This window comes from Streptomyces sp. NPDC002276, from assembly GCF_053891435.1.
Genome location: NZ_JBSFCQ010000013.1, coordinates 1 through 25,648, shown reverse-complemented (window position 1 = coordinate 25,648; position 25,648 = coordinate 1). Strand labels below are relative to the sequence as shown.

25 protein-coding genes, 1 tRNA gene and 1 pseudogene are annotated in these 25,648 nt (G+C 71.6%); 7 read left to right on the top strand and 20 right to left on the bottom strand.

The features are described 5' to 3' along the window. Positions 1 to 3 precede the first annotated feature (3 nt). The 6 genes from ACWIHT_RS29630 to ACWIHT_RS29605 form a co-directional block, all read right to left on the bottom strand. Positions 4 to 540 (bottom strand): NUDIX hydrolase family protein, encoded by a 537-nt coding sequence (locus ACWIHT_RS29630; RefSeq protein WP_200711346.1) that lies wholly within the window; start codon positions 538 to 540, stop codon positions 4 to 6. Positions 541 to 555: 15 nt separating this feature from the next. Then, positions 556 to 1,695, bottom strand: coding sequence for an amidohydrolase family protein (locus tag ACWIHT_RS29625; RefSeq protein WP_456171355.1), 1,140 nt, complete (start codon positions 1,693 to 1,695; stop codon positions 556 to 558). A gap of 2 nt (positions 1,696 to 1,697) precedes the next feature. After that, positions 1,698 to 3,101 (bottom strand): glutamine synthetase family protein, encoded by a 1,404-nt coding sequence (locus ACWIHT_RS29620; RefSeq protein WP_456171354.1) that lies wholly within the window; start codon positions 3,099 to 3,101, stop codon positions 1,698 to 1,700. Positions 3,102 to 3,141: 40 nt separating this feature from the next. Further along, complete coding sequence (locus ACWIHT_RS29615; protein WP_456171353.1) at positions 3,142 to 3,954, bottom strand: SAM-dependent methyltransferase; 813 nt, start codon at positions 3,952 to 3,954, stop codon at positions 3,142 to 3,144. A 112-nt stretch (positions 3,955 to 4,066) separates the two neighbouring features. Then, entirely contained in the window at positions 4,067 to 4,909 is an 843-nt protein-coding gene (locus ACWIHT_RS29610; RefSeq protein ID WP_456171352.1) for a hypothetical protein, read from the bottom strand. Positions 4,910 to 5,005: 96 nt separating this feature from the next. Then, entirely contained in the window at positions 5,006 to 5,353 is a 348-nt protein-coding gene (locus ACWIHT_RS29605; protein ID WP_456171351.1) for a hypothetical protein, read from the bottom strand. Between the two features lie 165 nt (positions 5,354 to 5,518). Between ACWIHT_RS29605 and ACWIHT_RS29600 the strand changes: the two genes are divergently transcribed. Then, on the top strand, positions 5,519 to 5,986 hold the full coding sequence (locus ACWIHT_RS29600) for a potassium channel family protein (protein WP_456171350.1): 468 nt from the start codon (positions 5,519 to 5,521) through the stop codon (positions 5,984 to 5,986). Between the two features lie 19 nt (positions 5,987 to 6,005). Here ACWIHT_RS29600 and ACWIHT_RS29595 read toward each other — a convergent pair whose 3' ends face one another. The 4 genes from ACWIHT_RS29595 to ACWIHT_RS29580 all read right to left on the bottom strand — a co-directional run bounded on the left by ACWIHT_RS29595 (position 6,006) and on the right by ACWIHT_RS29580 (position 11,577). Then, positions 6,006 to 7,559, bottom strand: a complete 1,554-nt coding sequence (locus ACWIHT_RS29595) for a carboxylesterase/lipase family protein (protein ID WP_456171349.1) — start codon at positions 7,557 to 7,559, stop codon at positions 6,006 to 6,008. A gap of 109 nt (positions 7,560 to 7,668) precedes the next feature. Beyond that, positions 7,669 to 9,150, bottom strand: coding sequence for an MFS transporter (locus ACWIHT_RS29590; RefSeq protein ID WP_456171348.1), 1,482 nt, complete (start codon positions 9,148 to 9,150; stop codon positions 7,669 to 7,671). 92 nt (positions 9,151 to 9,242) lie between these two features. Then, the gene (locus ACWIHT_RS29585) at positions 9,243 to 10,454 is read right to left on the bottom strand and encodes a sensor histidine kinase (protein ID WP_456171347.1); all 1,212 of its coding nucleotides are present in this window, start codon (positions 10,452 to 10,454) and stop codon (positions 9,243 to 9,245) included. Positions 10,455 to 10,539: 85 nt separating this feature from the next. After that, entirely contained in the window at positions 10,540 to 11,577 is a 1,038-nt protein-coding gene (locus tag ACWIHT_RS29580; protein WP_456171346.1) for a zinc-dependent alcohol dehydrogenase, read from the bottom strand. Between the two features lie 253 nt (positions 11,578 to 11,830). On the opposite strand from ACWIHT_RS29580, the gene ACWIHT_RS29575 reads away from it, so the two are divergent. Next, positions 11,831 to 12,328, top strand: coding sequence for a MarR family winged helix-turn-helix transcriptional regulator (locus ACWIHT_RS29575; RefSeq protein ID WP_456171345.1), 498 nt, complete (start codon positions 11,831 to 11,833; stop codon positions 12,326 to 12,328). A gap of 6 nt (positions 12,329 to 12,334) precedes the next feature. On the opposite strand, the gene ACWIHT_RS29570 is transcribed toward ACWIHT_RS29575, so the two are convergent. The 4 genes from ACWIHT_RS29570 to ACWIHT_RS29555 are packed head-to-tail and all read right to left on the bottom strand — an operon-like array spanning position 12,335 to position 16,134. After that, positions 12,335 to 13,027, bottom strand: a complete 693-nt coding sequence (locus ACWIHT_RS29570) for a response regulator (RefSeq protein WP_456171344.1) — start codon at positions 13,025 to 13,027, stop codon at positions 12,335 to 12,337. A gap of 38 nt (positions 13,028 to 13,065) precedes the next feature. Then, a complete protein-coding gene (locus ACWIHT_RS29565; RefSeq protein WP_456171343.1) occupies positions 13,066 to 15,063 on the bottom strand; it encodes an FtsX-like permease family protein in 1,998 nt (665 codons plus the stop codon). A 16-nt stretch (positions 15,064 to 15,079) separates the two neighbouring features. Further along, the gene (locus tag ACWIHT_RS29560; RefSeq protein ID WP_456171342.1) at positions 15,080 to 15,763 is read right to left on the bottom strand and encodes an ABC transporter ATP-binding protein; all 684 of its coding nucleotides are present in this window, start codon (positions 15,761 to 15,763) and stop codon (positions 15,080 to 15,082) included. Next, positions 15,760 to 16,134 carry a DUF4333 domain-containing protein gene (locus tag ACWIHT_RS29555; RefSeq protein WP_456171341.1) on the bottom strand — a complete coding sequence of 125 codons (375 nt, stop codon included), beginning with the start codon at positions 16,132 to 16,134 and terminating at the stop codon, positions 15,760 to 15,762. The genes ACWIHT_RS29560 and ACWIHT_RS29555 overlap by 4 nt, the downstream gene beginning before the upstream one ends. A 152-nt stretch (positions 16,135 to 16,286) precedes the next feature. Between ACWIHT_RS29555 and ACWIHT_RS29550 the strand changes: the two genes are divergently transcribed. Continuing rightward, positions 16,287 to 17,450 carry a sensor histidine kinase gene (locus tag ACWIHT_RS29550; protein ID WP_456171340.1) on the top strand — a complete coding sequence of 388 codons (1,164 nt, stop codon included), beginning with the start codon at positions 16,287 to 16,289 and terminating at the stop codon, positions 17,448 to 17,450. 12 nt (positions 17,451 to 17,462) lie between these two features. On the opposite strand, the pseudogene ACWIHT_RS29545 reads toward ACWIHT_RS29550, so the two are convergent. Both ACWIHT_RS29545 and ACWIHT_RS29540 read right to left on the bottom strand, forming a co-directional pair. Then, positions 17,463 to 17,726: pseudogene (locus ACWIHT_RS29545) on the bottom strand (SAM-dependent methyltransferase); the annotation flags it as partial. 91 nt (positions 17,727 to 17,817) lie between these two features. Continuing rightward, complete coding sequence (locus ACWIHT_RS29540; RefSeq protein ID WP_456171339.1) at positions 17,818 to 18,642, bottom strand: alpha/beta hydrolase; 825 nt, start codon at positions 18,640 to 18,642, stop codon at positions 17,818 to 17,820. 114 nt (positions 18,643 to 18,756) lie between these two features. On the opposite strand from ACWIHT_RS29540, the gene ACWIHT_RS29535 reads away from it, so the two are divergent. Further along, on the top strand, positions 18,757 to 19,530 hold the full coding sequence (locus ACWIHT_RS29535; RefSeq protein ID WP_456171338.1) for a sulfite exporter TauE/SafE family protein: 774 nt from the start codon (positions 18,757 to 18,759) through the stop codon (positions 19,528 to 19,530). A 22-nt stretch (positions 19,531 to 19,552) separates the two neighbouring features. Beyond that, on the top strand, positions 19,553 to 20,338 hold the full coding sequence (locus ACWIHT_RS29530) for a cobalt-precorrin-6A reductase (RefSeq protein WP_456171337.1): 786 nt from the start codon (positions 19,553 to 19,555) through the stop codon (positions 20,336 to 20,338). On the opposite strand, the gene ACWIHT_RS29525 is transcribed toward ACWIHT_RS29530, so the two are convergent. The 4 genes from ACWIHT_RS29525 to ACWIHT_RS29510 form a co-directional block, all read right to left on the bottom strand. Then, positions 20,325 to 20,810 carry a hypothetical protein gene (locus ACWIHT_RS29525; RefSeq protein ID WP_456171336.1) on the bottom strand — a complete coding sequence of 162 codons (486 nt, stop codon included), beginning with the start codon at positions 20,808 to 20,810 and terminating at the stop codon, positions 20,325 to 20,327. The genes ACWIHT_RS29530 and ACWIHT_RS29525 overlap by 14 nt on opposite strands. Positions 20,811 to 20,893: 83 nt before the next feature. Further along, positions 20,894 to 22,972, bottom strand: a complete 2,079-nt coding sequence (locus ACWIHT_RS29520) for an MDR family MFS transporter (RefSeq protein ID WP_456171335.1) — start codon at positions 22,970 to 22,972, stop codon at positions 20,894 to 20,896. Positions 22,973 to 23,040: 68 nt separating this feature from the next. Then, a complete protein-coding gene (gene cobF, locus ACWIHT_RS29515) occupies positions 23,041 to 23,814 on the bottom strand; it encodes a precorrin-6A synthase (deacetylating) (RefSeq protein ID WP_456171334.1) in 774 nt (257 codons plus the stop codon). A gap of 110 nt (positions 23,815 to 23,924) precedes the next feature. After that, positions 23,925 to 24,455 (bottom strand): DUF309 domain-containing protein, encoded by a 531-nt coding sequence (locus ACWIHT_RS29510; protein ID WP_456171333.1) that lies wholly within the window; start codon positions 24,453 to 24,455, stop codon positions 23,925 to 23,927. A gap of 100 nt (positions 24,456 to 24,555) precedes the next feature. On the opposite strand from ACWIHT_RS29510, the gene ACWIHT_RS29505 reads away from it, so the two are divergent. After that, positions 24,556 to 24,629: transfer RNA gene (locus ACWIHT_RS29505), tRNA-Pro, on the top strand. A gap of 193 nt (positions 24,630 to 24,822) precedes the next feature. Beyond that, positions 24,823 to 25,470, top strand: coding sequence for a hypothetical protein (locus ACWIHT_RS29500; RefSeq protein WP_456171553.1), 648 nt, complete (start codon positions 24,823 to 24,825; stop codon positions 25,468 to 25,470). Positions 25,471 to 25,648 lie beyond the last annotated feature (178 nt).

Sequence of the window (25,648 nt, the reverse complement as noted above, 5' to 3'; positions counted from 1 at the left end):
CGGTCAGGACACGCAGCCCACATGCGCCAGCGCCTGCTTGAGCAACACCCCGTGCCCGCCCGGCATCTCGCTCCGCAGCGCCTCCGAGGCGGCCTCCTCCGGGCTGAACCAGACCAGGTCGAGAGCGTCCTGGCGGGGCCGGCAGTCACCGGTGACCGGCACGACGTAGGCGAGGGACACCGCGTGCTGCCGGGGGTCGTGGTACGGGGTGACCCCGTGCGTCGGGAAGTACTCGGCGACCGTGAACGGCTGGAGCGAGGCCGGGATGCGGGGCAGCGCGACCGGGCCGAGGTCCTTCTCCAGGTGGCGCAGCAGCGCGTCGCGGACCCGCTCGTGGTGCAGTACGCGGCCGGAGACGAGGGTGCGGTTGACGGTGCCGTCGGGGCCGATGCGCAGCAGCAGGCCGATGCTGGTCACCTCGCCGCTGTCGTCGACGCGGACGGGCACCGCCTCGACGTACAGGATCGGCATGCGGGCGCGTGCCTGTTCGAGGTCGTCGGCGGACAGCCAACCGGGCGTGGTATCGGTCATGTCAGACATTGCTTGATCATACTTTCAGTGTCCGTCGGATAGCCGGTAGACCCGGCGGGCATTGTCCGCTCCCGCCCAGCGCGCCAGTCGCAGCGCGTCGGGCAGGCCCAGTTCGTCGGCGTCCACCCGGTCCTGGAGAAGATCCCCCAGACCCCGGCGGAACGCCAGCGCGCCGAGCCCGTAGAACTCGGCCAGACCATAGGCGTCGGAGCTGTACAGCAGTTTGCGGAAGGGTGTGATCTCCAGCGCCTCAGCCAGTACCGCCCGAGCCCGGACCGGACCTACATGATGCAGGGTGAGTCCGACATCCAGGTACACCCGCTCGAAGACGGCCGCCAGGTAGCCGGCCTGGCGCTGGTACGGCCAGCAGTGCAGGAGCAGCACCGGGATCGTGTCGGCGGTCAGGTGCAGCCAGTCCGTCAGCAGGGCGGGGTCCGTGCGGTGCAGCCGGATGTCGTTGTCACCGAAGCCCGTGTGGAGCTGGAGGGGGAGTCCCAGGTCGACCGCGGTCCACAGCAACTCCCGCATCAGCACCGGGTGTTCGAGCCGCCCGCCGCGGGCCAGCCAGGCGCGGGCCGCCCGGGTCACCTCCGCGTCCGAGGGCCGGGCGGGGTCGAGATCGAACCCGGTCCGGTACGCGGCCACCGACTTCACGCCCACCACCCCCGGCCGCCGCACCGCGTCCAGGGCGGCGGCCCGAAAGGCGTCCGCGTACGCGTCCGGCTCGACACCCCGCGCGGCCACACCCTCCGCGACGGTTTCGAGCCGTACGACCTCGTGGGCGACCGCGCCCGCCGCCCCGGCGAGTTCGGCGGGCGTGGTGATGGCGTGCGGGGCGAACCCGGTGTCGACGCAGAACACTCCGGTCCCGGCCGCGGCGAGGAAACGCCGGTTGACCTCGCCCGGCCCCAACTCGGCGCGCCGGGCGAGGTATTCGTCGGCGGGCGCGTGCCGCTCCAGATCCAACAGGGGCGCGCAGTAACGGCGTACGGCGATTCCGACCGGGCTGTCGAACGGTGAGAGCCCGCTGCCGGGCCAGACGTCACCCTCGGTGAGCAGAGACTCGAAGGCCGTCCGGTCCAGGTCCTCGGTGACGACTCCGTGGCAGTGGTGGTCCACCAACTCCAGGGCGGCGAGCGCCTCGTGGACCGGTCCAGTGCCCATCGTCAGTACTTCCAGCGGTAGGCCGCCGCGATCCGGTCGTCGTCCAGGTCGGCCACGGCCGCGATCTCGCCCTGTCGTACGGCGATCACCGCGTCGGCCAGGACCGGTCCAAGTGCGGCCCGCAGCAGCTCGTCCTTGCGGAACTCGGCGACCGACTCGGCCAGCGAGGTCGGAAGTCGCCGTACGCCACGGGCCGTTGCCTCCGGCGCGCCGAGGTGTGCGGGGTCGCCGGTGGTCTCCTCGGGCAGGGCGGTGGCGGAGGTGAGGCCGTCGAGGCCCGCGGTGATCAGGCAGCCGAGGGCGAGATAGGGGTTGGCGGCCAGGTCGACCGGCTTGACCTCCAGGTTCGCGGCCTGGGCGCGCAGCCCTGCCGTGCCGGTGACGACACGCACCGCGGCCTCGCGGGTCTCCCGGCCCCAGGCGGTGAACACCCCCGCCCACTGGGAGGGTTGAAGGCGGAAGTAGCTGGCCGGGCTCGGCGCGGTCACGGCGGTGAGCGCCGGGAGGTGGGCGAGGACACCGGCCGCGAACGACTCGGCCTCGGCCGTCATGCCGTAGCGCCGGTCGCCCCCGGTGTGCAGGTTCGCGCCGTCGCGCCAGGCCGAGAGGTGGATGTGCCCGCCGTTGCCGACGCCCCGGGCGAGGACGGCCGGCGTGAACGAGGCGCGCAGGCCGTGCCGTTGGGAGACCGCGCGCACGGTCTGCCGTACGAGGACACTGCGGTCGGCCGCCGCGACCGGGTCGAGCGCGCCCACCGACAGCTCGAACTGCCCGGCCGCGTACTCGGGGTGGAACTGGTCCACGTCCACGCCCTGCGCCGCCAGGGCGGACAGCAACTCGGCGCCGTAGTCGCTCAGTTCGACCTGCCGGGTCGCGCTGTACGCCGGGCCCGTGGTGGCGGGGACGAAGGCGCCGTCGGCCGCCGTACCGAGGCCGAGGACCCACTCGATCTCGATGCCCGCCCGGAAGGTGACCCCGTGCCGCCGCTCCGCGTCCGTGACGACCCGGCGCAGGAACGTGCGGGTGCAGCCGGGGTGCCGCTCGCCCTCCTGGGTGATCCGGTCGACCGGTGCCCAGGCCCAGCCGGGCTGCCCGGCCAGGACGGCCAGCTGGTCGAGGTCGGGGTACAGGCGCAGGTCGCCGTCCGGTGAGCCGAGGACGTCGGTGGTGACGATGGAGTCGTTCGCCAGGAAGGTGTCGAACACCGGGGACATGCCGACGCCCCAGGCCGCGGCCGAGGCGAGCTTCGCGGTCGGGACCGTCTTCACCCGGCCCACGCCCGCGGTGTCGACGTAGGCCAGGACGATCCCGTGCACTCCCCGTCCGGTCAGTTCCGTGGCCAGTGCGGTGGCGCGTTCCACCTCGCCGGGGCGTCCGCCGGGCAGTGGGTCGGCAAGGGTGGTCATACGTCCTCCACGGTCGCGTCCTGCGCGGTCGGCTGCCCCGTCAGGGTTTCACGGCCACTGCTCCGAACTGCGGTACCACGGCCGGGGAGTCGGAGTCCGGGCGCCACCGAGAGCACGGCACCAGACCGGGTTCGAGGAGGTCGAGGCCCTCGAAGAAGGCGGTGATGTCGGCGCGGCCGCGGGCGGTGATCGGGGGAGTGGCGTTCGCGTTCCAGAACTCCATCGCCGGGACGTTGCCCTCGCCGCCGAGATCCGCGTCGAAGGTGGGGTGGGTGAGGACCAGGAAGCTGCCCGGGGGGACCGCGGCCATGAGGTCGCGCACGACCTGCCGGGCCTCCTCGGTGTCGAGGACGAAGTTCAGGACGCCCAGCATCATCACCGCGACGGGACGGTCGAAGTCGAGGGTGCCAGTGGCCCGTTGGACGATCGACGCCGGGTCGCGCACATCCGCTTCGATGTAGTCGGTGACGCCCTCGGGCGTGCTCGTCAGCAGCTTGCGGGCGTGGACCAGCACCAGCGGGTCGTTGTCGACGTACACGATCCGCGCGTCCGGTGCGACGCGCTGGGCGATCTCGTGCGTGTTGTCGACGCTCGGCAGTCCGGTGCCGAGGTCGAGGAACTGCCGTACCCCGCGCTCGCCGGTCAGGAACCGCACCGCCCGGCCGAGGAAGTCCCGGTCGGCGCGGGCCACTTCACGGATCACCGGGAACAGGCCGGCGACGTGCTCGCCGACCCGCCGGTCGATCTCGTAGTTGTCCGTGCCGCCGATCCAGTGGTTCCACACACGCGCGTTGTGCGCCACACCGGTGTCGAGCCGGGCCGGTCCCGCTGCCGGGGTGCCGCTGTCACTCACGTCTTGACTCCCTGTCGCCCGCGTCGCCGTCCCCGCCATTGTGCCGCCGGTCGATCACCCGGCCCAAGGGGTCGCGGCGATGGGGCACATGTTCTTCGGGGACGGCCAACTCTCAGCCCAGGTTGCCGGGTTGGGCGGGCGGTGTCCGGCCGGCCAGGACGTCCTTCAGGTTCGAGGTGCCCTGCCGTACGGCGGCCTCGGTCGTGTCGGACTCCGTGCCCTCAAGGCCGCCCGACGTGACGGTGATCGCGTCGGTGCCGACCCGGACCACGGCCAACTCCAGCGTGAGCGTGGTGGGTTGGGCGGCGCCCGTGCTCGTGACGGTCACCTGGAGACCCTGCCGGGCGTCGCCGACGGCGGGTACGTCGTTCTCGATGACCTGGACCGTTCGCCGGCCGCCCTTGGAGTCGGTCGCGGTGAACTGGTCGCACTTCACCGGCAGCGTCTTCAGCCAGTTCAGGGAGGCGCCGAGCTTGGCGCGGTCGTAGGCGGCGACCTGGTAGAGCAGCCGGGACTCGCTCTGCTCGAACCCGGTCAGCGCGGAGGCGCCGGACGGCTTGCCGAGGAGATCGTCGCCGTAGAGCGCGTCGAGGAGTTTCTGGCAGTCGGCGGCGTTGGTCTTCGCGGTGAGGAGGGCGCCGACGTCGACCTTGCCGATGACGAGCTTGTCGCCCCAGGTGGCGGCGTCCTTGACCTGGGTCCAGTTGTCCTCCAGGTCGGCCTCGGTGATCAGCGCGGCCTTGGCTCCCGCCTCGGTGAGGGCGGCGGCGGACTTCCCGGTACGGGGCGAGGCGAGCGGGGACTCGGCGGCGAGCGGGGAGGCGGCGACGTCCGAGGCGCTGTCACCGCCCGCACCACCGCTGCCGCCGGAGCAGGCCGCGCAGGTCAGCAGCGTGCCCGCCGCCAGGGCGGCGGCAAGGACGCGGACGGGGCGGGAGGACGGGCGACGGTGCATGGCGGGGCCTCCAGGGGGAGTGGCAGTCCCCCTCAGGGCACCATCGGGCCGCCCGGCCCTCCAGCGCAGGGGGCCGTTCGGGTGAGGGGTGTGGTGTCAGGGCGCGCTGTCCGGCGGCGGCTCGGACGGCCCGGAATGCCGGTGCGGCAGATGCAGGTGGTGCTCGTGGCGCTGTCGGGGTTCGTGTTCCGCGCGGCGCGCCCGTTCGGCGAGCCCGGCCGCCACCACATGCACCGTGCGTCCGCCGCACTTCGGGCAGACCGCGTCGGTGAGCGGCGACCTCATGGCCCTGCCCTCCTCGTCGACGTACTCCTGCGTGGTCAGGCCGGAGGCGTCGGTCGGGTCGGTGAAGAACATGACCTGGAAGGTGGCCTCCCAGGAGTGCCCGCAGTCACCACAGGTGAACGCGAAGGTCTCGGGAACGGCTCGGGGTTCCGCCGTCATGGCACGGCCCTCCGTCTCGTGGGCGGACGGGTCGGGCCGCCCGGCCCTCCAGCGCACAACGCCACAGGTCGTACGGCAACTCGAACGCCCCGTCCGGCATGCCCGCGTCCCCGCCCGCCCCGACACTGGCCCCAGGCCCCGGCACCGTGACGCGAAGGAGTGGCCATGCTGCCCGGATTCCTCACCAGGGCGGTCGAGTTGCTGCTCGGCCGGGAGGGCCGCTCGCTCCATCTGAAGGCGGCGGGCGGGGCGACGGCGGTCCTCGGCGTGGTGATGCTCGTCGGCTCGTGGGCCGTGGTCGCCGCCGAACACGGAGCCCGCGGCGCCAACCTGACGACCTACCCGAGGGCCCTGTGGTGGTCGATCGAGACGGCGACGACGGTCGGGTACGGCGACTTCTTCCCGGTCACGCTGTGGGGCCGCGTCGTCGGCTCGGTGGTGATGGTCGTCGGCATCACCACCTACGGCCTGGTCACCGCGGCGCTGGCCACCTGGTTCGTCGGCCGCGAACAGCGCCGCCGCCACCATCTCGCCCACGGCGCAGAGGAGTTGGGCGAGGAGGCCGTCCGAGCCCTGCACGAACGCTTCGACCGGCTGGAGCGGTTGCTCGCCGGGAAGGGAGAGGGCCCGTGACGGTACGCCTCCCCCTCGGTCACGCGGTCAGCGGCAGCGCGCGGAAGGTGTGGCCCTCCCACAGTCGCCGTGACGTCTCCTCGGGGTAGGCGGTGACCACGGGGTGGGCGTCGAGGATCTGTACCGACCGGCGCTCGGTGTCGTAGGCGGGCCAGCCCGGGTCGCCCGTCCTCGCGAACTCCGCCCAGGACGAGCGGAACCGGGACGACAGCGCCAGCGCCTCGGGGGAGGGCTCGACATCGGCGAACAGCAGATTTCCCAGGTCGGCGGTGAAGTTGCCGAACAGCAACGGGACGTCGAGGCCGTGGCAGGCGCCCAGTACACCGCCCAACCCCGGGGCGGGCCAGGTGAGTTCGTAGACGAACGCGCGACCGCCGGCGCCGACCTGCGCCTCGGCCAGATGCAGACAGGGCATGCGGAACACCCGGTCGCAGCGGACGAGTTCGTCCAATTCGCCCGGCGAGGCGTCGGGGAAGGCGGCGCGATAGACCTGTTCGGCGTCGGGCCCGGGCCCGAACCGGCGCAGGCTCGCCGTCGCGTCCTCCTCGGTGATCTTCCCGAGCTGTCCGCCGAGCACGGTGAACAGACGGGTCTCGTCCCGGTTGTGACCGAGGATCAGCTCCACGTCCCGGGCCGCACCGGCCGCCAGGCCCTCCCAGGGGGTGGTGGGCAGCACCTCGCCGTCGACGACGGGCGAGAACGGCGTCGGCGTGTGCGCGACCGACCCCCACCGGTCCTCGTACTGGTGCATCTTGTCGGTCAACGTCCCGCCCGCGCCGGTCAGTTGACGCGGTGCCACGGTCGCGAGGTCGGCGGCCGTCGGGCGCAGTCCCGCCTCCGCGGCGATCGCGGACGCGATGTCCCGGGCCAGTGTGTCGGAGAAGAAGGTGTCCGGCATGCTCTGCGCGATCGCCCGCCGGAACAGTCCGGACGCGCTCGGCATGACCAGCAGCGAGGCCACCGACCCGGCACCGGCCGACTCGCCGAAGACCGTGACCTGCTCCGGATCACCGCCGAACGCCGTGATGTTCTCCCGCACCCACTCCAGCGCGGCGACCTGGTCGAGCAGCCCCCGGTTGGCGGGCGCCCCCTCGATGCGCGCGAACCCCTCGATGCCGACACGGTAGTTGAGGCTCACGACCACGACGTCGCCGTCGCGCGCGATGTGCTGGGCGTCGTAGCCGGGGCTGCCCGCGTGCCCCAACTTGTAGGCGCCGCCGTAGATCCACACCATGACCGGGCGGCGGGCCGCCGGATCGGGTGCCGGTGTCCACACGTTGACGGTCAGCCAGTCGTCGCCCATCGGTCCCGTCAGCACGCCCCGGCGGCCCTGGATGCCGGACTCCTGCGGGGGCGGCGGCCCGAATTCGAGGGCGTCGCGCACGCCGTCCCAGCCGCGTACCGGGCGCGGTGCCTGGAAGCGGGCGTCCCCGACGGGCGGTTCGGCGAACGGGATGCCGCGGAAGACCGCGAGTCCGTCCTCCAGTCGTCCGCGCACCGCACCGGCGGCGAGCCGCACGACCGGTGCGATGGCCGAACCGGCCGTTGTGTCACGGGAGTTGGGTGTTGTCATCGTGGACTCCTCGCTCGGGGACGGCAGGGTGCGCGGGCAGACCGAGGGCGGTCGCCGTCCCGCTGGGTGCGGGGCGGCGACCGCCGTGTGCTCGATGAACCAGAATGCCTCAGGCCTTGGCCTCGGAGACCTCCGGAGCCGGGGTCGGTTCCTTGTCGGCCGATGCCTCGACGGCCGCACGGGCCTTGGGGATCAGGCTCGCGAGGAAGAAGGCCAGCAGCGCGGCGCCCGCACCGATCGCCATGACCACCTTGAAGCCGTTCTCCGAGGGAAGGGCGGCGCCGCCGAAGTCGGTGGTCATCTGGGCCAGGATCACCCCGGCGATGGCACTGGCGAAGCTGGTGCCCAGGGACCGCATCAGGGTGTTGAGGCTGTTGGCGGCACCGGTCTGGGACGGGTCGACCGCGCCCATGATCAGGGCGGGCAGGGCGCCGTAGGTGAAGCCGACACCCGCGCCGATGATGCAGGACACCAGGATGAGGTGCCAGACCTCGGACATCAGGACGATGTTCAGGGCGTAGCCGGAGGCCACGATCAGCGCGCCGATCATCAGGGTGACCTTGGGGCCCTTGGCCTTGGTGACGCCCGCGGAGACCGCGGACATGGCCATCATGACCAGGCCCTGCGGGGCCAGCACCAGGCCGACCGTCAGCATCGACTTGCCCAGGCCGTAGCCCGTCTGGGTGGGCAGCTGGAGCAGCTGGGGGAGGACCAGGGACATCGCGAACATCGAGAAGCCGAGGGCGATCGAGGCCAGGTTGGTGAAGAGCACCTGCGGCTTGGCGGTCGTCCGCAGGTCGACCAGCGGCTGCGTGCTGCGCAGCTCGTACCAGCCCCAGGAGAGCAGGATCGTGACGGCGGCGATGCCGAGGATCAGAGTGGTCGCGCTGGTCCAGCCCCAGTCGGAGCCCTTGGAGATGGCGAGCAGCAGGGAGATCAGTCCGGTCGAGAGTCCGAGGGAGCCGACGAGGTCGAAGCGGCCACCGGTGCGGACCTTGGACTCGGGTACGAGCACCAGGACCAGCAGGAAGGACAGGACACCGAGGACGGCGGAGACCCAGAAGAGGATGTGCCAGTTGTAGTGGTCCGCGATGAAGGCGGCCGAGGGCAGACCCAGGGCGCCGCCGACGCCGAGCGAGGCGCTCATCAGGGCGGTGGAGCCGGCCAGCCGGTCGCTGGGCAGTACGTCCCGCATGATGCTGATGCCGAGCGGGACGACCGCGGCGGCCAGGCCCTGGAGCGCGCGGCCGATGACCATCGGGACCAGCGAGTCGGCCAGGGCGCACACGATCGAGCCGGACACCAGCAGCACGATGCTGGTGAGCAGCATCCGGCGCTTGCCGAACATGTCGCCGAGGCGGCCCACGACCGGGGTGGCCACGGCGGCGGCCAGCAGGGTGGCGGTGACCGCCCACGCGGTGTTCGACGCGGAGGCGTTCAGGTACTTCGGCAGCTCCGGGATGATCGGGATGACCAGCGTCTGCATCAGCGAGACGACGATTCCGGCGAAGGCCAGCACCGCGACGACGGCGTTCGACCTCGGCGGAGCGGAGGAACCCGCTTCGGCGGGTCGGGCAAGGGCGTCGGACATGGCGGAGCCTCCATCGGGAACGGGAACGAGCTGCGACGATCAGGGACGAGCTAGCTTGCTTGACTCACTCAACCATAATGAGATTGATTGAGTTACGCAAGTACATTCTGGGAGTGGGCCGGTGAACGGGGGAGCAACGGCAGTTCGGTGACGACCTCGAAGCCGCCCTCGGGCCGATGACCCGCGTGGAGTCGGCCACCGGCGGAGAGCGCGCGCTCCCGCATGCCGATCACGCCGTACCCGCCACCGGTGACGGGGGACGAGGGCGTCGCCGTACCGCCGTGGTCGGTGACGGTGATGCCCAGCCGGTCGTGCGAGTAGCTGAGCCGCACCTCGGCCGAACCGGTGCCCGCGTGCTTGGTCACGTTGGTGAGCGCCTCCTGCACGATGCGGTACGCCGTGAGATCCGTACCGGCGGACAGCGGCTGCGGCCTGCCCTCCGTGCTGACGCTGACGACCAGCCCGGCGGGCTCGAACGAGGCTGCCAGCTCTGTGAGTTGGGCGAGTCCCGGCGCAGGGCCCGAGGGCGACTCCGAGTCGTCCGCGTGCCGCAACAGGCCCACGGTGGCCTTGAGTTCGCGGACGGCCGACAGTGTGGTGCCCGCGAGTTCACCGGCGATCCGCTCTGCCTCCTCGGGGCGGCTGCGCATCAGCCGTACGACGGTGCCGGCCTGGAGGTTGGCCAGGACGAGGTGATGGGCGACGACGTCGTGCAGATCGCGGGCGATCCGCATGCGTTCCTCGGTGACACGGTGCCGGGCCTCCTGCTCACGGGTGCGTTCCGCGTGCTCGGCACGGGCCTGCACCGCCTCCAGATAGGCCGCGCGGAGCCGGGTCGTGGTGCCCAGCGAGGTGGGCAGCAGCAGCCAGAAGACCGGGCCGAGCAGTTTCAGGATCAGCGGTTCGCTGTTGGGGCCCACGATCACGGCCGTTGCCACCAGCAGAGTGATGCCGGCGGCCGTGAAGAGGTTCGCGGTGGTCCGCTCGGAGCGCAGGGCCAGGGTGTACAGCGCGACCATGAGCGGCCCGATCACCAGGACCGTGACGACGTAGCCGAGCGCGGCCACCGCCATGGCGCAGCAGAGGGTGACCACCACGGTGGTGCGCGGCAGGGTGCGCCGCCACAGCAGGGCGAGCGAGGCGAGACCCGAGACCAACACGCCGGGCCACCAAGGGACTTCGAGATCGCGGCCCGGGATCGTCAGCATGCTGCCGGGGAAGGCGCAGGCGAGGAGCGCGGCGGCGAGGACCAGGTCGACGGTACGGGGATGGCAGCGCAGCACCCGCTGCAGGCGGTGGATCATGGTGTGGGGGTCCTGTCCGAGGCGGGCGGGCGGCGCGCCGGGCCCCGCCGGGGGGCGGGGGACCGGCGCGCCGCCCGCTGCTCGTCTACTCGTCGAAGGTGACGACGATCTTCTCCGCCGCGCCCGGTGTCAGCGCGAGCTCGAAGGCGTGCTCGACCTCGCCGAAGGGCACCCGGTGACTGATCAGCTTGGCGAACCGCTCGTGGTGCTCGACGATCTCCTGGGTGACCTCGAAGATCTCGGTGGGGTAGCCCTGCGAGGCGATCAGCGTCAGCTCGCTGCGCAGCATCCCGCCGAGGTCGATGTCGGCGCCCTTCTTCTGTACGGCGACCATCACCAGCTTGGCACCCCACTTCGCGGAGTCGACCGTGGTGTTGACGACGGCGGCGACACCGGCGGCGTCGATGTAGATGTCGGTGCCGGGGCGGGGCTGCCCGAGCGCGTTGGCGGCCTGCCCGTGCAGTTCGGTCAGGCGTGACGTCACGTCCTCCTCGGCGGAGTTGATGACGGCGTCCGCGCCGACCGCGAGCGCGGTCTCCAGGCGGGAGGCGATGACGTCGGCGACGACGACGTGCTCGACCCCGCGAAGCTTCAGCCAGATGGCCGCGCCCAGACCGATGGGTCCGGCGCCGAAGATGACGACCTTGTCGCCGGGCTTGGCCTCCGAACGGTTGACGGCGTGCCGGGCCACCGCCATCGGCTCGTTCAGGGCGGCGACGTCGAAGGGCACGGTGTCGGGGAAGACGGTGACGCTCTTGCCGACCTCGCAGTCCTCCAGCAGGAGGTAGTCGCTCATGGCGCCGTGCTTGCCGCCGCAGCCGATGATCCCGGAGGGGGAGCCCTGCGGGTTGACGACCACCCGGTCACCGGTCTTCAGACCGTCGACCTCGGCACCGACCTCGACGATCTCACCGGCCGGCTCGTGCCCGAGGGGCACCGGCACCATGGCGCCGCCCGCGCCGAACGGGCCGCCGCCGATGTGCAGGAAGAAGGTGTCGGTACCGCAGATCCCGCAGGCACGGATCTTCATGAGGGCGTCCTTGGGTCCGGGTACCGGACGCTCGACGTCCACCACGTCGATCTTGTCGACGGCACCGGTCTGGACGGACTTCATCGTGGCCATGAGGGGACTCGCTTTCCATGTGCGTGAGGGGTGTCACCGGCCCCGGCGGCGGACGGGGGGAGTGCTCCGACCGCCGGGAACCGGTGACGGCGCCATACTCCGTCCCCACGGCGTACGGCGCGACGGGGACACCTCCGCTTCGGTGACCCCAGCTCTGGACTTGCTTGAGTTAGGCAACCATAAATGCGTTACTTAAGTCAAGCAATCGTTTCGACCTTGCTTAACTCAGGCAAGTACCTGTTACGGTGGACACATGTCCACACCGCCACCCGCAACAGCGTCCGTCCCGGCGGACATAGCCGAGATCGAGCGGGTCCTGACCCGGATCTCCTATCTGGCCGGACGGGCCCGGCAGCACGAGCGCCTGATGGCGCTGGTCGGCCTGCCCCTGGACCGGGCCGCCGTGGCGATCCTGCGCTACATCGCCGAGAGCGAGCCGCTGCGCCCCGGGGTCCTCGCGGTCCGGATGTCGGTGGAGGCCTCCCATGTCACCCGCCAGCTACGGCAGTTGGAGCAACTCGGCCATGTGGTCCGCATCCCGGACCCCGACGACGGCCGAGCCCAGCGCATCCAGCTCACCGACAGCGGACTGGCCGCCATCAACCGCATCCGGGACGCGAGCCGCAGGGGCATGGAGATGGCGCTGGCGGACTGGTCCTCCGAGGACCTGCGCCAACTCGCCGCGCTCTTCCACCGGTTGGTCGACGACTTCGTCACGCACGCGGAAGCGGCCGTGGACATCTCGGCCTGAGCGCTTTCAGGAACCCGGCCGCACCTGACCGTGCTGCCAGGCCCAGGCCGCGATCTCGACGCGGTTCCGCGCGGCCAGTTTCAGCTGGACGCTGGAGAGATGTGTCTTCACCGTGGACAGGGAGACATACAGCTCGGCCGCGATCTCGGCGTTCGTCCGGCCGAGCGCCACCAGCCGGACGACCTCGGCCTCGCGGTCCGTGAGCGGCTCGCGCAACGCCGGTGCGGGCGGGGCCGGTTCGGGCGCCGCCGTCGTCGTGTCGGTGAGATGCCTGAGCAGCCGGACGGTGACCGAGGGCGAGACCAGCGAATCACCGGCCGCCGCCGCCCGGACCGCCTCCGCCAGCAGCGTCGGCCCCGAGTCCTTCAGCAGGAACCCGCAGGCACCGCCGCGCAACGCGCCGTACACGTACTCGTCCAGGTCGAAGGTCGTCACCACGACCACCCGCAGCGGATCGGCCACGTCCGGCCCCGCCAGCAACCGCGTCGCCGCCAGACCGTCCAGCTTCGGCATCCGGATGTCCAGCAGACACACATCGGGCCGCTCACGCCGGGCCAGCGCCACGGCCTCCTCGCCGTCGACGGCCTCGGCGACCACGGTGATGTCGGGCTGCGCGTCCAGGAAGAACCGGAAACCGGTACGGACCATCTCCTGGTCGTCGGCGATCAGCACACGGATGGGCGGGGAGGGGACGGTCATGGGTCGATCATGCCTCAGAGGGGAGGGGGCGGTCGGTGTCAGTCCGTCGCCCGGGCCGGGTCCGCCGTGACCACGCGCAGCAACGGGCGGCTCGCGCCGATCGCGGCGAGCATGGCGAGGGCGCCCAGGGTCACGCAGACGGCCAGCTGTACGGCGCCGGAGGTGCTGATCGTGCTGCCCGCCGCCTTGTTGACCTGCACGGCCGCGTACAGACCGGTCGCGGTGGTACCGCCGGCCAGCACGACCAGCGGGAGGACCGTCTCGCGGACCCTGGCCCGGTCCAGCACCTTCAGCGGCGCACCGGACAGACGCAGCAGACCGTACGTACGGCGCCGGTCCAGGACGTTCGCGGCGGCGGTCAGACCCGCCGAGGCCGTCGCGACGAGGAAGCTCACCGCCAGTGTGGCGGTGCCGAGTTGGGCCAGACGGTCGCTGACGGCCGCGTCCTGCGCCTCCGCGTAGGCACCCGCGTACGGCAACCGTCCCGCGCCGAGCGGCTGGAGGGCGGTGACGGCCGTGTCGAGGGAGGCCGGTCCGCCGGAGACATGCGCGACCACGCCGTCGCTGCCGCCGAGCAGGAACCCGTCGTCGTCCGTGCCCACGGTCGCCTCGACGCCCGCCGCGCGCAGCAGTCGGCGAGCCTCGCCGACCGCGTGCCGGGCGTCCGCGGCGCTCGCGGTCGGTACGGCGACCTGGCCCCGATGGTCGAGACCGACGATGCCGAGCAGACCGACGGTGAAGAACCCGGCGACGAACCCGGCCAGCACCAGACCACTGACCGTCCGCCAGGCACCGCGCGGATCGTCACTGAGGCGGCGGGCCGCCAGCAGGGTCGCCGGACGGCGCGCGAACCGTCCCACGACCCGGCCCAGCCGGTCCACGAGCCACGGCCCGAACATCCAGAACGCGCCGTAGAACAGCACCATCAGCGCGACCAGCGTCCCCGGCTTGAGGGTGCTGCCGTGGGTGCTCACCCGGATGTAGACCAGCACCGCCACGAACAGCACGAGCCGGACCAGCCGGGTGCGGCGCGGGTCCGACTGCTGGGCGACCCCGAGCGGCGAGGACGCGACCTGACGCAGCGTCGACATCGCGCTCACCGCGATCAGCCCGGCCACCCCCACCACGACCGCCGCCACCCACGGCAACCCCACCCACAACTGCCCGACGTACCAGGTCCCGATGCCGTACGGCACCTGGGCGAGCGCGGGCAGCAGCGCCCCGTAGGCCACCGCACCCACCAGGGCACCGGCCGCACCCACCACAGCCGCCTCCACGCCGGTCATGGCGAGGATCTGCCGGGGAGTCGCCCCGGCGAGCCGCAGCGCGGCCAGGCGTTGCTCCCGGCGGGCCGCACCGAGCCGCCCGGCCGCGGCGGCCAGCACGATCACAGGAACGACCAGGAGACCCACACCGAGGAGTACGGCGCCCTGGTCGTCGACGGTGAACACGCTGCGCCGCGTACCGGAGAACCCGGAGACGACGGACCGCGCGGTCAGCCCCACGTCGTAAATCCCTTGCCCGCCCGCCGACTTGGCGACCGCCGGGTCCGTGGGAGCGCGGCCGATCACCGCCACCAGCTCGTCGGGCGAGGCGAGCCCGGCGGCGCCGATCGTGCCGTAGGACGTCGACTTCGGGAAGCGGTCGGCCAGTTGGGTCGGGGGGAGGGTGTGGAGGAGTCGCGCGAGGGCCGGGGAGACGTACCAATCTCCCTGCTTCGGGAAGGAGTTGAGGCCGGGTGGGGCGGGTGTCGGTGTGTGGTGGGGGAGTTGGGCGAGGGAGACGACGGTGATCGGTTCGTCGCGGACGTAGGTCGTGGCGAGGGCCTGGACCGCGGTGCCGTGGCGGTCCGGGGCGGGGGTGCGCCAGGCGGTGCGGTCGGCGCGGGCCCCGGCGCCCAAGTAGGCGGCGAGCAGGGTGAGTAGGACGAGTGAGCCGACGGCGGCGGCAGTGGCCGCGAGGAGGTGGCTCTGTCGGCCGCGACGGCCGGACGCCTTGGCGAGATGCCAGGTCAGGGGCAGGACGGGGGAACGCATCGGGGACTCCGGAGGCTCAACTGACGGTGAACTGGCTGTAGTCGCTGATCAGGCCGTCCCGGACCCGCAGGACCCGGTCGCAGTGCGCGGCCACTTCGGCGTCGTGCGTGACCATCACCAGCGCGGCACCCTGCTCACGGGTCACCGACGTCAGCAGCCGTACGACCTCCGTGCTGGTCGCCTGGTCCAGGGCGCCGGTCGGTTCGTCGGCGAAGACCACGTCCGGCGCCACGGCCAACGCCCGTGCGATGGCGACCCGTTGGGCCTGACCACCGGACAACTGGCCGGGGCGGCGCAGCTCCAGACCGTCCAGACCGAGCGGGGCGAACCAGCGCCGGGCGCGCTCCACCGCCTGCGCCCGGGGCAGGCCCTCCAGCATCAGCGGGAGGGCGACGTTCTCCTCGGCGGGCAGTTCGGGCAGCAACTGGCCGGACTGGAAGACGAATCCGAACCTCTTGCGGCGCAGGGCGCTGAGCCGGTTCTCGCCCAGGTCGTCTATGCGCTCACCGCGCAGCAGCACCTGCCCGCCGTCCGGGCGGACGATCCCCGCGAGGGTGTGCAGCAGCGTGGACTTGCCGGACCCCGAAGGGCCCATGATCGCGAGGGAGTCGCGGGCACCGACCTCCACGTCCACGCCCGCCAGGGCCGTCGTGGAGCCGTACTTCTTGACGAGGCCGACACCGGCCAGGACGGCGTTCATGAGCGGTCGAACTTCCACGTGACGGAGTCCGCCGAGGCCTTGACCACGGTGACCGGGATGTCGACCGCCGTACCGTCGCTCTTCCTGCCGGTGCAGGTGACGGTCGCTCCGGCGACGGCCTTCAGGCCGGTGGGGCAGGTGACCCCCGAGACCTTGTCGCCGACCCAGGGGAGCGGGTGGTACCTGCTCTGCGCCCGGCCGGCCACGATGTCCGCCGACAGCGCCTTGTGGCCGTCCACCGTGACCGTGCTGTGCGCGTCGAGTTCGGTGGTGGACTGCGTGCCCGACAGCAGATGGGTGCCGAGCGCACCGAGGGCGACCGCGGCCGCCGCGCCGCCGATCACCCCGATGACGAACCTGGTGGACTGCATCACGTACTCCTGAAGGGTGGGAGGGGAGGAAGCGGTCCCACTCTCGTCGGCCCGGACCCGGGCCCGCCTCGGCCGAACGGCCAGGGTTCGCGGCACCCCGCTCGACCGTTCGGCCGATCCCACCCCACCACGCCTCGCATACCGTGACCAGCATGAGATCCGTCACCGGCCGGGGCTGCGCACGGGGGCTCGCCGTGGGCGCCCTGCTCGGTCTCGCGGCCTACGACCTGAGTTTCACCGCCTCCACCGGCCGCTCGGCCTGGCCCGCGGTCCTGGTGCTCGGCACCGGCCTGGCCGCCGTCCTGTGGCCCGTCGCCCGGCGCCCGCCATGGCTCACCCCGCAGCTGCGCACCGCCGTGCCCGCCGTCCTCTCGCTGCTGTACAGCGCGGGCGCGATCCTCGCCGATCACGCGGAGCTGTTCGGCCCCGGCGAGATCGTGATCCTGCTGACCCTGACCTTCATCGCCGTACGGCACTGTCAGCGGCCCTGGGCCGCGGTGTGCGGCGTCCTGGACGGCCTCGCGCTGCTCGCCCTGCCCGCCCGCTACTTCCACTCGCTCACCGACGACAACCTGCTGCTGGTCACGACGGTCGGACTGGTCCTCGTCGGCGCGATCGCCGGGTTCGCCGGCTATCTGCGTTCGCTCGACTACCGCCGTACCGTCGCGGTCACCGAGACCCGGCGCGCCGAACGCCTCGCCATCGCCGCCGACCTGCACGACTTCGTCGCCCACCACGTCACCGGCATCCTCGTGCAGACCCAGGTGGCCCGCATGATGGCGACCAGCAGGCCCGCTGACCTCGACCCCGTGCTGTCGGGTATCGAACGCGCCGCGACCGAGGCCCTGGCGTCCATGCGGCGCACGGTCGGCGTACTGCGCGACGCCGGACCGGACGCGGCCGACCGCCGCCCGGCCGGCGACCTCGCGGCCGTCGCCGAACTCGTCGACGGCTTCGCGAGCCCGGTCCAGAAGGTCACCCTGCACCGCGACCCCGCACTCCCCGACGACCTCCCGCACGAGGTGCAGGCCGCCGCCTTCCGCGTCGTACAGGAGGCCCTCACGAACGTACGGCGGCACGCGGCCGACGCCCCCGAGGTCACCGTGGGGCTGCGCCGGGCGGGCCGCCGGCTGGAGGTCACGGTGACGGACGACGGCCGCGGCGGCACCCAGCTCCCGGCCGCCGCGCACGGCGGCGGCTTCGGTCTCGTCGGCCTCACGGAACGGGTGACGGCACTCGGCGGTGAACTCCGGGCCGGTCCGCGCGCAGGGGGCGGATGGGAGGTGCGGGCGCTGTTTCCGGCGGGGCGGCCATGAGGGGCGGAACCGGCGGGCGGCCTGTTCGAGGATCGTGAGGGGTTCGCGGGCCTCGGCCTGGAGGTACTCCGTCGCGCCCTCGGGCGTGCCGCGCAGCAGCGCCGCCGCGTGCGCGAGGACGATCGGGTCGTTGTCGACGTATACGATGCGCGCGTCCGGCGCGGTGGGCCGGGCGATCTGGTGGAGGTCGGGTGAAGCCGGTATCCCGGTGCCGACGTCCAGGAACCGCCGGATGCCCGACCGCCGGACCAGCAGCAGCGTCGCCCGCTGAATGAACCAGTGGTCGGCCCGGTGCCGTGCGCGGGGCGCCCAGGTCAAGTGCCGTGATGTGACAGCCCAGTTGGGGTGTGCGAGCAGTTCGGCACGGTCATGTTGAGCGCGTGCCGCCGCTCAACACACCGTCCAGGAAACGGATCAGGTCCGCGAAGACCTCCGCCCGGTTCGTCTCGTGGAACAGCTCGTGCCGGGCACCCGGATACACGTGCTCGGTCAACTCGCCGCCGCTCAACCGCTCGACGCCCACGCGACTGCCGGGGAGCGGGACGAGCCGGTCGTCAGCGCCGTGCAGCCACAGCAGCGGCAACGAGCCGACGTCAACCGCGTCGGCGACCGTCGTCAGGGTGCGGGCGAAGGCCTCCAGCGTCGGCCGCTTCATTGGACCGTGCCAGACCAGCGGATCAGCGGCGTACGCCACACCTACCTCCGGGTCACGGGAGAGCGCGGCCGGGCTGATCGGGACGTCCGGGATCTCGTCGAGGGCGAGCAGCCTGCCCGGCAGCCTCCAGTCCCCGATCACGGGCCCCGACAGCACCAGCGCGGTGAGCTCGTCGCCGTGGCGCTGCGCGAAACGGGACGCGATCAGGCCGCCCATGGAGTGGCCGATCAGGACGAGCGGGACGCCCGGGTAGGTGGCGCGGGCCAGGTCGGCGACGGAGCGCAGGTCCGTGACCACGTCCTCGAAGTCGCCGATCAGCACCCGCTCACCGCCCGACTCGCCGTGACCCTGGTGGTCGGGCCCGAGGACGGCGGCACCGTGCGCCACCAGCACGGCGGCCAACTCGGCGTACCGGCCGATGTGTTCGCCGTATCCGTGCGCGACGAGGGCGACGCACCGCGGGCGCTCGTGCGGCCACTCGCGTGCGGTGATCGTGCTCCGGGTACCGGGGAGGACATGCGCGCGGGTGTCGGCCACGGTCAGAAACTAACACCGCCCGTTCGGCGCCATGATCCACGGAGGTGTGGCAGGGGCCACCTGGCGAGACACTCCTTACGCGGACAGATGTAAGGACATACGATCGGTCCTCGCATGAACACGATGACGCTCTGGCACATATCCGGCTGGGAATTCGCCGCGCTCGCCGCCGCGGCCCTGCTCGTCGGCTTCTCCAAGACCGCCGTGAGCGGGGCCAACACGGTCAGTCTGGCGATCTTCGCGGCCGTCCTGCCCGCCCGCGCCTCCACCGGCGTACTGCTCCCGATCCTGATCGTCGGCGACGTCCTCGCGGTCCTCACCTACCGTCGGCACGCCCACTGGCCCACCCTGTGGCGACTGTTCCCGGCGGTCGCGGCGGGGGTCGTGATCGGGACCCTGTTCCTGGTGTGGGCCGACGACGCGGTCGTACGGACGTCGATCGGCGCGATCCTGCTGCTCATGGCCGGAGTGACCTTGTGGCGCCGCCGCAAGGCCGAGACCGACGAGGATCCGGACTCGGTGGCCACCCGGTCCGGCCGGGTGAAAGCCAGCTCGTACGGAGTGCTCGGCGGATTTACGACGATGGTCGCCAACGCCGGCGGCCCGGTGATGTCGATGTACCTGCTTTCGGCAGGCTTCCGGAAGCTGGGCTTCCTCGGCACGTCCGCCTTCTTCTTCCTGATCGTCAATGTCACCAAGGTGCCCTTCAGCGTCGGGCTCGGCCTGATCGACGGCCACTCACTGCTGCTCGACGCAGCGCTCGCGGCGTTCGTCGTGCCGGGTGCGCTGATCGGCAAATGGGCCGTGAACCGCATCAACCAGCGCCTGTTCGAGCGGATCGTGATCGCGGCGACGATCATCGGCGGCCTGCAACTCCTCCTGCGCTGACGTGACCTCGTACGCTCGCCGCATGCTCCCGCACATCCTGATCCTCGGCGGTACCACCGAGGCACGAGAGCTGGCCGCCGAGCTGGCGGTACGGCGTCCCGAGGCCCGGGTGACGACTTCGCTCGCCGGGCGGGTCTCGCGGCCCGGGGCAGTGGCCGGGGACGTACGGATCGGCGGGTTCGGCGGCGCGGAGGGGCTGGCCGAGTGGCTGCGGGAGCAGCACGTGGACGCGGTCGTCGACGCCACGCACCCCTTCGCCGAGTCGATCACCGCGAACGCGGCGTGGGCCGCGACGGACACCGGACTTCCCGCCGTGGTGCTGCGCAGACCGGGCTGGCGGCCGGTCCCCGGAGACCGCTGGCACATGGTCGCCTCACTGCCCGAGGCCGCCGACGCGCTGCCCGCACTCGGCCGCCGTATCCTCCTCACCACCGGCCGCCTGGGCCTCGCCGCCTTCGCCCACCTGCCCCAACTGCACTTCGTCGTACGGTCGGTGGAGCCGCCCGAGCCCCCGATGCCACCGGACGTGGAGGTACTGCTCGCGCGCGGCCCCTTCACGGTGGCCGACGAGGCGGCGCTGTTGCGCGAGCACCGGATCGACGTGGTCGTGACGAAGGACAGCGGGGGAGCGGCTACGGCGGCCAAACTCACGGCCGCGCGGGAGGCGGGCGTCCCGGTGGTGGTCGTAGGACGGCCGCCGTTGCCGGAGGGGGTGCGTGTGGTGCCTGATGTCGCCGGGGCGCTGGGGTGGCTGGGGTGGCTGGGGTGGCTGGGGTGGCCGGGGTGGCCGGGGTTCAGCCCGGGGTGATGACCGTGGCCCGGAGGCGGTGCACCGCGCGCAGTACCTCGTCCCGGTTCTTGGCGCTCTTGATCCAGGCCGGGAGTCGGGCGACCAGCGTCATCTTCCGGCCGGTGTCGTACCAGGACGCGCGTTCGCGCAGGTCGGCGGCGACGAACCGCCTGATGAGGCCCAGGTGTTGGAGGTTGTACGCCCACAGCTCCCCGTGCCGGGTTCCGGTCCGCAGCCACAGGGACGGGCAGGAACAGGCGCTGGAGTACCGCGAGGAGTGGACCGCGCCGACGCTGATCCGGCACAGGCCGCAGGACCGGCAGACCAGGCGGGTGTGCGGGTACCTCTTGCCGGCGGCGTCCGGAGTGGTGCACGGGCGCTGTTCGAAGTGGGCGATCCGCTCGCAGCGCGGACACCGGACCAGCACCGACGACGCGAAGTCGGCGAGCGTGGCGCGCGAGTCGTGGAAGCGCACGGGTGTCGGGGACATGCCGTGAGTGTGACAGCGGCTCCGCTCGCCCGGCACCCGGTTTTCAGGAGGCGGAGTCCCCTTTCAGGAGGTGGAGTTCCCGTTCAGGAGGTGGAGCTCTCGGCCAACTCCGCCGGGCGCTGCGGGAGTCCGGAGCTGAGGTCTTCCACCAGCAGGCGCTTGGCGATGGTGTCGACCGCGGCACGGAGGTCGGTGCCCGAGGGGCGGCCGATGTCCTGCTGGACCCGGGCCTCCAGCCAGTTGCCCCACGCCCTGCCGATGATCTCGGCCTCGCGTTCGCCCGCCGAGGTGTGGGAGAGGAGGGAACCGGTGCGGGTGAGGTAGCCCTCCTCGACCATGCGGTCGAAGACCGGGAGGAGCACCTCCGGGGGCATGTGCCGGCGGGCGGCGATCAGACCGAGGCTGGCGTGGCCGACCAGCCGGCCGAACAGTTCGACCTGCATCACGGCCCAGGCGCCGGCGATGTCCAGCCGGGTGTCGGAGTCCGTGATGATCCGCCGGGCCGTGTCCAGGTCCGTGCTGCCGATGACCTTGCCCACGGCCGCTTCGAGGAGGCGCTGCGAGTCACCGCCGCGCGGGGACGCGAAGCCCTCGCCCATGTCGGTGGAGCCCATCCGCGCGCTGTCGCGCAGCTGGACCTGCTTGAGGAACAGGGCGACGACGAAACCGATCACCGCGACCGGGACCGTCCACCGGAACACCGTCTGGATGGTGTCGGCGTACGCGTTGATGATCGGCGCGGCGGCGGCGTGCGGCAGCTTGTGCAGACCCTCGGGGCTGGTCGCCGCCTTGGTGATGACGGCCGGGTTCAGCGCACTCGTCCTCGCGGCGGACGCGATGCCGTCCTTGAGGTTGGGCGCCAGGCTGTTGGCGTAGATCGTGCCGAAGACGGCGGTGCCGAAGGAACTGCCCAGCGTACGGAAGAAGGTGACGCCGGAGGTCGCGGTGCCCAGGTCGGTGTACTCGACGGTGTTCTGCACGGCGATCGTCAGCACCTGCATGCACAGCCCGATGCCGGTGCCGAGCACGAACATGTACACCGATTCCAGGAACGCCCCGGTGCCCGGACCCATGAGGGACATCAGATACAACCCGACGCCCATCACCGCGGAGCCGATGATCGGGAAGAGGCGGTACTGGCCGGTCTTGCTGACCACGTTGCCGCTGAACACGGACGCGATCAGCAGCCCCATCACCATGGGCAGCGTCCGCACACCGGAGACCGTGGCCGAGTCGCCGTCGACGTACTGGAGATAGGTCGGCAGATACGTCAGCGCGCCGAGCATCGCGAAGCCGACGATGAAGCTGAGGATCGAGCAGACCGCGAACACCGGGTTGCCGAACAGCCGCATGGGCAGCATGGGTTGGGCGGCCCGCGTCTCTACCCAGCAGAACAGGCCGAGCGCGATCGTGCCGCCCACGAACAGGCCGATGATGGTCGCCGAACCCCACGCGTACTCGTTGCCGCCCCAACTCGTCGCCAGGATCAGGGAGCTGGCGCCGACCGCGACCAGTGCGATGCCGAGATAGTCGATGACGGGCCGTACGGCCGACTTGACCACCGGGATGGTGCGGGCCGCCGCGATGACGACGACGATCGCGATCGGCACGTTGACGTAGAACGCCCAGCGCCAGGTCAGATGGTCGGTGAACAGGCCGCCCAGCAGCGGTCCGATGACCGTGGCCACGCCGAACACCGCGCCGATCGCGCCCTGGTACTTGCCGCGCTCCCGCAGCGGGATGACGTCGGCGATCAGCGCCATCGCCGTCACCATCAGCCCGCCCGCGCCGATGCCCTGCACCGCGCGCCAGGCGATCAGCAACGTCATGTTGGTGGCGAGACCGCACAGGAACGAACCCGTGATGAACACGATCGCCGAGACCTGGAAGACCACCTTGCGGCCGAACAGGTCGCCGAACTTGCCGACCAGCACGGTCGCCACGGTCTCCGCCAGCAGATAGGCGGTGACCACCCACGACATGTGCGCGGCACCGCCCAGGTCCGACACGATCGTCGGCAGGGCGGTGCCCACGATCGTCTGGTCGAGGGCCGCCAGCAGCATGCCGAGCACGATCGTCACGAAGACGACGTTGCGGCGGCGCGAGTCCAGCACGGGGGGCTGCTGCGCGGAGGGCAGCGCGGTTTCCTCGGCGACTGTCACGAGGTCACCTTCACACCGATGGACCCTCCTTGCACAGTGGGCGGGTCCGCTCGGGTGCCTGCCCGCGCCTACTCCGCTGCCGGGTGCCGGCGCAGCAGATACGTGTCCATGATCCAGCCCTTGCGCTCACGGGCCTCCGCGCGCAACCGCTCGATGCGCGGGGCGGCCTCGGCTATCGGCCCGGAGACGAGGATCTCGTCCGGGGTACCTATATAGGCGCCCCAGTAGATGTCGATGTCGTCGTCGGCGTACTGCCGGAAGGTCTGCCGCGCGTCGAGCATCACGACCACGTCGTCCACCCCCTCCGGGAACCCCTCGGACAGCCGCCGGCCCGTGGTGATCTGCACCGGCCCGGCCACCCGGTTCAGCCCCGTGCGGTGCCGGGCGACGAGCGCCGAGACACTGCTGATGCCGGGCACGACGTCGTACTCGAAGGTCACCGCGCCCCGCTCCAGGATCTCCTCCAGGATCCCGAGCGTGCTGTCGTACAGCGAGGGATCCCCCCACACCAGGAACGCGCCGCTCTCGTCCTCGCCCAACTCCTCGGTGATCAGCCGCTCGTAGATGTCCGCGCGAGCGCTGCGCCAGTCCCCGACCGCCGGGGAGTACGCGGCACCCCCGGCCTTCCGGTCCCGCTCCGGGTCGCGAGCCTCTACCAGGCGGTACGTCCCCTCCGGTATGTGCGCGTCGAGCATGTCCCGGCGGAGCCCGGTGAGGTCGGACTTCACCTCACCCTTGTCGAGAATGAAGAACACGTCGGTGCTCCGCAGCACCCTGACCGCCTGGAGGGTGAGCTGCTCGGGGTCGCCCGCGCCGATACCGATGACATGAATCTTTCGCACGCCCCCGAGTCTGCCTCACGCCACTGACAGTCAGTACACCGACCGGTACTGACCGGTACTGACACGGCATCGACGGCATCATCGACCGGTACCGACACGGCATCGACCGGCTACGACGTTCCGCGCAGCCGGGGCGCCCGCGCCCGTGCGTCGACGTTCCCGCCGCCCCGCTCCACGTCGTCGCCGAGTTCGCGCGCCCAGGCGGCGACCCCCGCGAGATCCATCCCGTACGGCCGCGCCCGCCCGTTCAGGGACGACCACTCCTCCACGCCTCCGGCACCGCGCCGCAGCAGCCGGGCGCCGCCGGTGACGTTCCCCCGGGCCGCGTGCGTCAGTCCCACCGCGAGCTGGGCGAGCCCGCGCCACAGGGCACGCTCCTCGTCCGGCCCCGACTTCCAGGCGTCCTCGAAGACCTCGTGCGCGTGGAACGGTTTCCCCTCGTCGAGCAACGCCTGCGCCTCGACGACGGTCTCCTCCGGCGCCCGCACAACGCCCTCGGGCTGCCGTGCCACGCCGTCCACGCCGTAGGGCAGCGGCCGCCCGAGCCCGTCCCGGGGCCGGGCATTGCGCGCCCGGCCCTCACCGTCCCGGTCCCGCACCCCGTTCGTACCGTCCGCGCCGTCCGAGGATGTGTCGCTCATACGACGATTGTCCCGCGCCCGGCACCGGCTTCGGCGCACCCCCGACCGTGGGGTAGGCTGCTGTTCGCGCGATCACGCGGTTCACCGCAGGAAAGCGCGACGGGACGTGGCGCAGCTTGGTAGCGCACTTGACTGGGGGTCAAGGGGTCGCAGGTTCAAATCCTGTCGTCCCGACTCGATTGAGTCGTTGGTTGAGGGGCGGTTCCGGAGGAATCCGGAACCGCCCCTCGATCGTTTTTGGGGCCGTAGGTGAGGGTGTCGCCAGGCACACCCCCGATCCGGTCCTCAGGCCCAGGGACTGTGTGTGCCGTCGGCGGCAGGATTCGAGGTGTACCGAATCCACCACACGGAAATTCCGGGGGACACCATGAACGAAATGTCGGCCAGGCGTCTTGCGGGCGGTGCGGGAATCGCCGCCGCGGTCGCTCTCATCGTCGAAGTTCCGCTCTACTTCATCTATTCGGGACCGCCGCCGGACGCGAATGTGCTGGCCCGGCTGCTGATCGGGATCGTCGCGCTGGCGTTTCTGCTGGTGTTCGTGACGGCCTTCCGTGAACTGGTGAAGCGCGTGAATCCCGCGTACGAGTGGGCCGGTTCCATGGCTTTCACCGCCGGGCTGGTCTACACGACGATCACGCTGGTCTCCAGCGGTCTGGAAGCCGGTGCGGTGATCGCCGCCGACCATCCGATCGACCCGACGATCGACGTCAGCGGCACCTACATTCTCTACGGGTCGATCTCCCGGCTCATGCTCGCGTTCTTTCTGACCGCGCTGGGATTCGCCGTCTCCCGCACGGAACTCCTGCCGCGCTGGACCAGCAGGTCGGGCTATGTCCTGGCCGGGATCAATCTGGCCTTCGTGCCGTCCCTGTTCTTCGGGAATTCTCCGGCGAATTTCTACGCGGCGAACGGCTGGGGCACCACCGCTCTCATGGGCGCGATTCTCAGTTATTGGCTGCTCGCGCTGGGTATCTCCACCTACCGCAGCGCGAAAGCACCGGCAGTGGGGAACTGACCGGAGGCAGACCACCCTTGTGCGGTCGCCATACCCAGGGAGGGTATGGTGACCGCATGGCCCGTCCCGAGCATCCCGTAGTGCCGCACCCTCGGGCGACGGCCTAGCTCTCGAACAGCTCGCGGAACTCGACGCGGTCGTGGATGCGTTCACCCGTGGCGACCGGGATGTCCACCTT

What these genes read in the sequence shown, in the direction of transcription:
- ACWIHT_RS29550 (WP_456171340.1), top strand. Translation starts at nt 16,287, where the DNA reads ATGAGATCCGTCACCGGCCGGGGCTGCGCACGGGGGCTCGCCGTGGGC.
- ACWIHT_RS29630 (WP_200711346.1), bottom strand. Translation starts at nt 540, where the DNA reads ATGTCTGACATGACCGATACCACGCCCGGTTGGCTGTCCGCCGACGAC.
- ACWIHT_RS29525 (WP_456171336.1), bottom strand. Translation starts at nt 20,810, where the DNA reads ATGTCCCCGACACCCGTGCGCTTCCACGACTCGCGCGCCACGCTCGCC.
- ACWIHT_RS29570 (WP_456171344.1), bottom strand. Translation starts at nt 13,027, where the DNA reads ATGACCGTCCCCTCCCCGCCCATCCGTGTGCTGATCGCCGACGACCAG.
- ACWIHT_RS29605 (WP_456171351.1), bottom strand. Translation starts at nt 5,353, where the DNA reads ATGACGGCGGAACCCCGAGCCGTTCCCGAGACCTTCGCGTTCACCTGT.
- ACWIHT_RS29625 (WP_456171355.1), bottom strand. Translation starts at nt 1,695, where the DNA reads ATGGGCACTGGACCGGTCCACGAGGCGCTCGCCGCCCTGGAGTTGGTG.
- ACWIHT_RS29535 (WP_456171338.1), top strand. Translation starts at nt 18,757, where the DNA reads ATGAACACGATGACGCTCTGGCACATATCCGGCTGGGAATTCGCCGCG.
- ACWIHT_RS29565 (WP_456171343.1), bottom strand. Translation starts at nt 15,063, where the DNA reads ATGCGTTCCCCCGTCCTGCCCCTGACCTGGCATCTCGCCAAGGCGTCC.
- ACWIHT_RS29530 (WP_456171337.1), top strand. Translation starts at nt 19,553, where the DNA reads ATGCTCCCGCACATCCTGATCCTCGGCGGTACCACCGAGGCACGAGAG.
- ACWIHT_RS29620 (WP_456171354.1), bottom strand. Translation starts at nt 3,101, where the DNA reads ATGACCACCCTTGCCGACCCACTGCCCGGCGGACGCCCCGGCGAGGTG.
- ACWIHT_RS29500 (WP_456171553.1), top strand. Translation starts at nt 24,823, where the DNA reads ATGAACGAAATGTCGGCCAGGCGTCTTGCGGGCGGTGCGGGAATCGCC.
- ACWIHT_RS29595 (WP_456171349.1), bottom strand. Translation starts at nt 7,559, where the DNA reads ATGACAACACCCAACTCCCGTGACACAACGGCCGGTTCGGCCATCGCA.
- ACWIHT_RS29560 (WP_456171342.1), bottom strand. Translation starts at nt 15,763, where the DNA reads ATGAACGCCGTCCTGGCCGGTGTCGGCCTCGTCAAGAAGTACGGCTCC.
- ACWIHT_RS29600 (WP_456171350.1), top strand. Translation starts at nt 5,519, where the DNA reads ATGCTGCCCGGATTCCTCACCAGGGCGGTCGAGTTGCTGCTCGGCCGG.
- ACWIHT_RS29510 (WP_456171333.1), bottom strand. Translation starts at nt 24,455, where the DNA reads ATGAGCGACACATCCTCGGACGGCGCGGACGGTACGAACGGGGTGCGG.
- ACWIHT_RS29610 (WP_456171352.1), bottom strand. Translation starts at nt 4,909, where the DNA reads ATGCACCGTCGCCCGTCCTCCCGCCCCGTCCGCGTCCTTGCCGCCGCC.
- ACWIHT_RS29585 (WP_456171347.1), bottom strand. Translation starts at nt 10,454, where the DNA reads ATGATCCACCGCCTGCAGCGGGTGCTGCGCTGCCATCCCCGTACCGTC.
- ACWIHT_RS29555 (WP_456171341.1), bottom strand. Translation starts at nt 16,134, where the DNA reads ATGCAGTCCACCAGGTTCGTCATCGGGGTGATCGGCGGCGCGGCGGCC.
- ACWIHT_RS29590 (WP_456171348.1), bottom strand. Translation starts at nt 9,150, where the DNA reads ATGTCCGACGCCCTTGCCCGACCCGCCGAAGCGGGTTCCTCCGCTCCG.
- ACWIHT_RS29580 (WP_456171346.1), bottom strand. Translation starts at nt 11,577, where the DNA reads ATGGCCACGATGAAGTCCGTCCAGACCGGTGCCGTCGACAAGATCGAC.
- ACWIHT_RS29575 (WP_456171345.1), top strand. Translation starts at nt 11,831, where the DNA reads ATGTCCACACCGCCACCCGCAACAGCGTCCGTCCCGGCGGACATAGCC.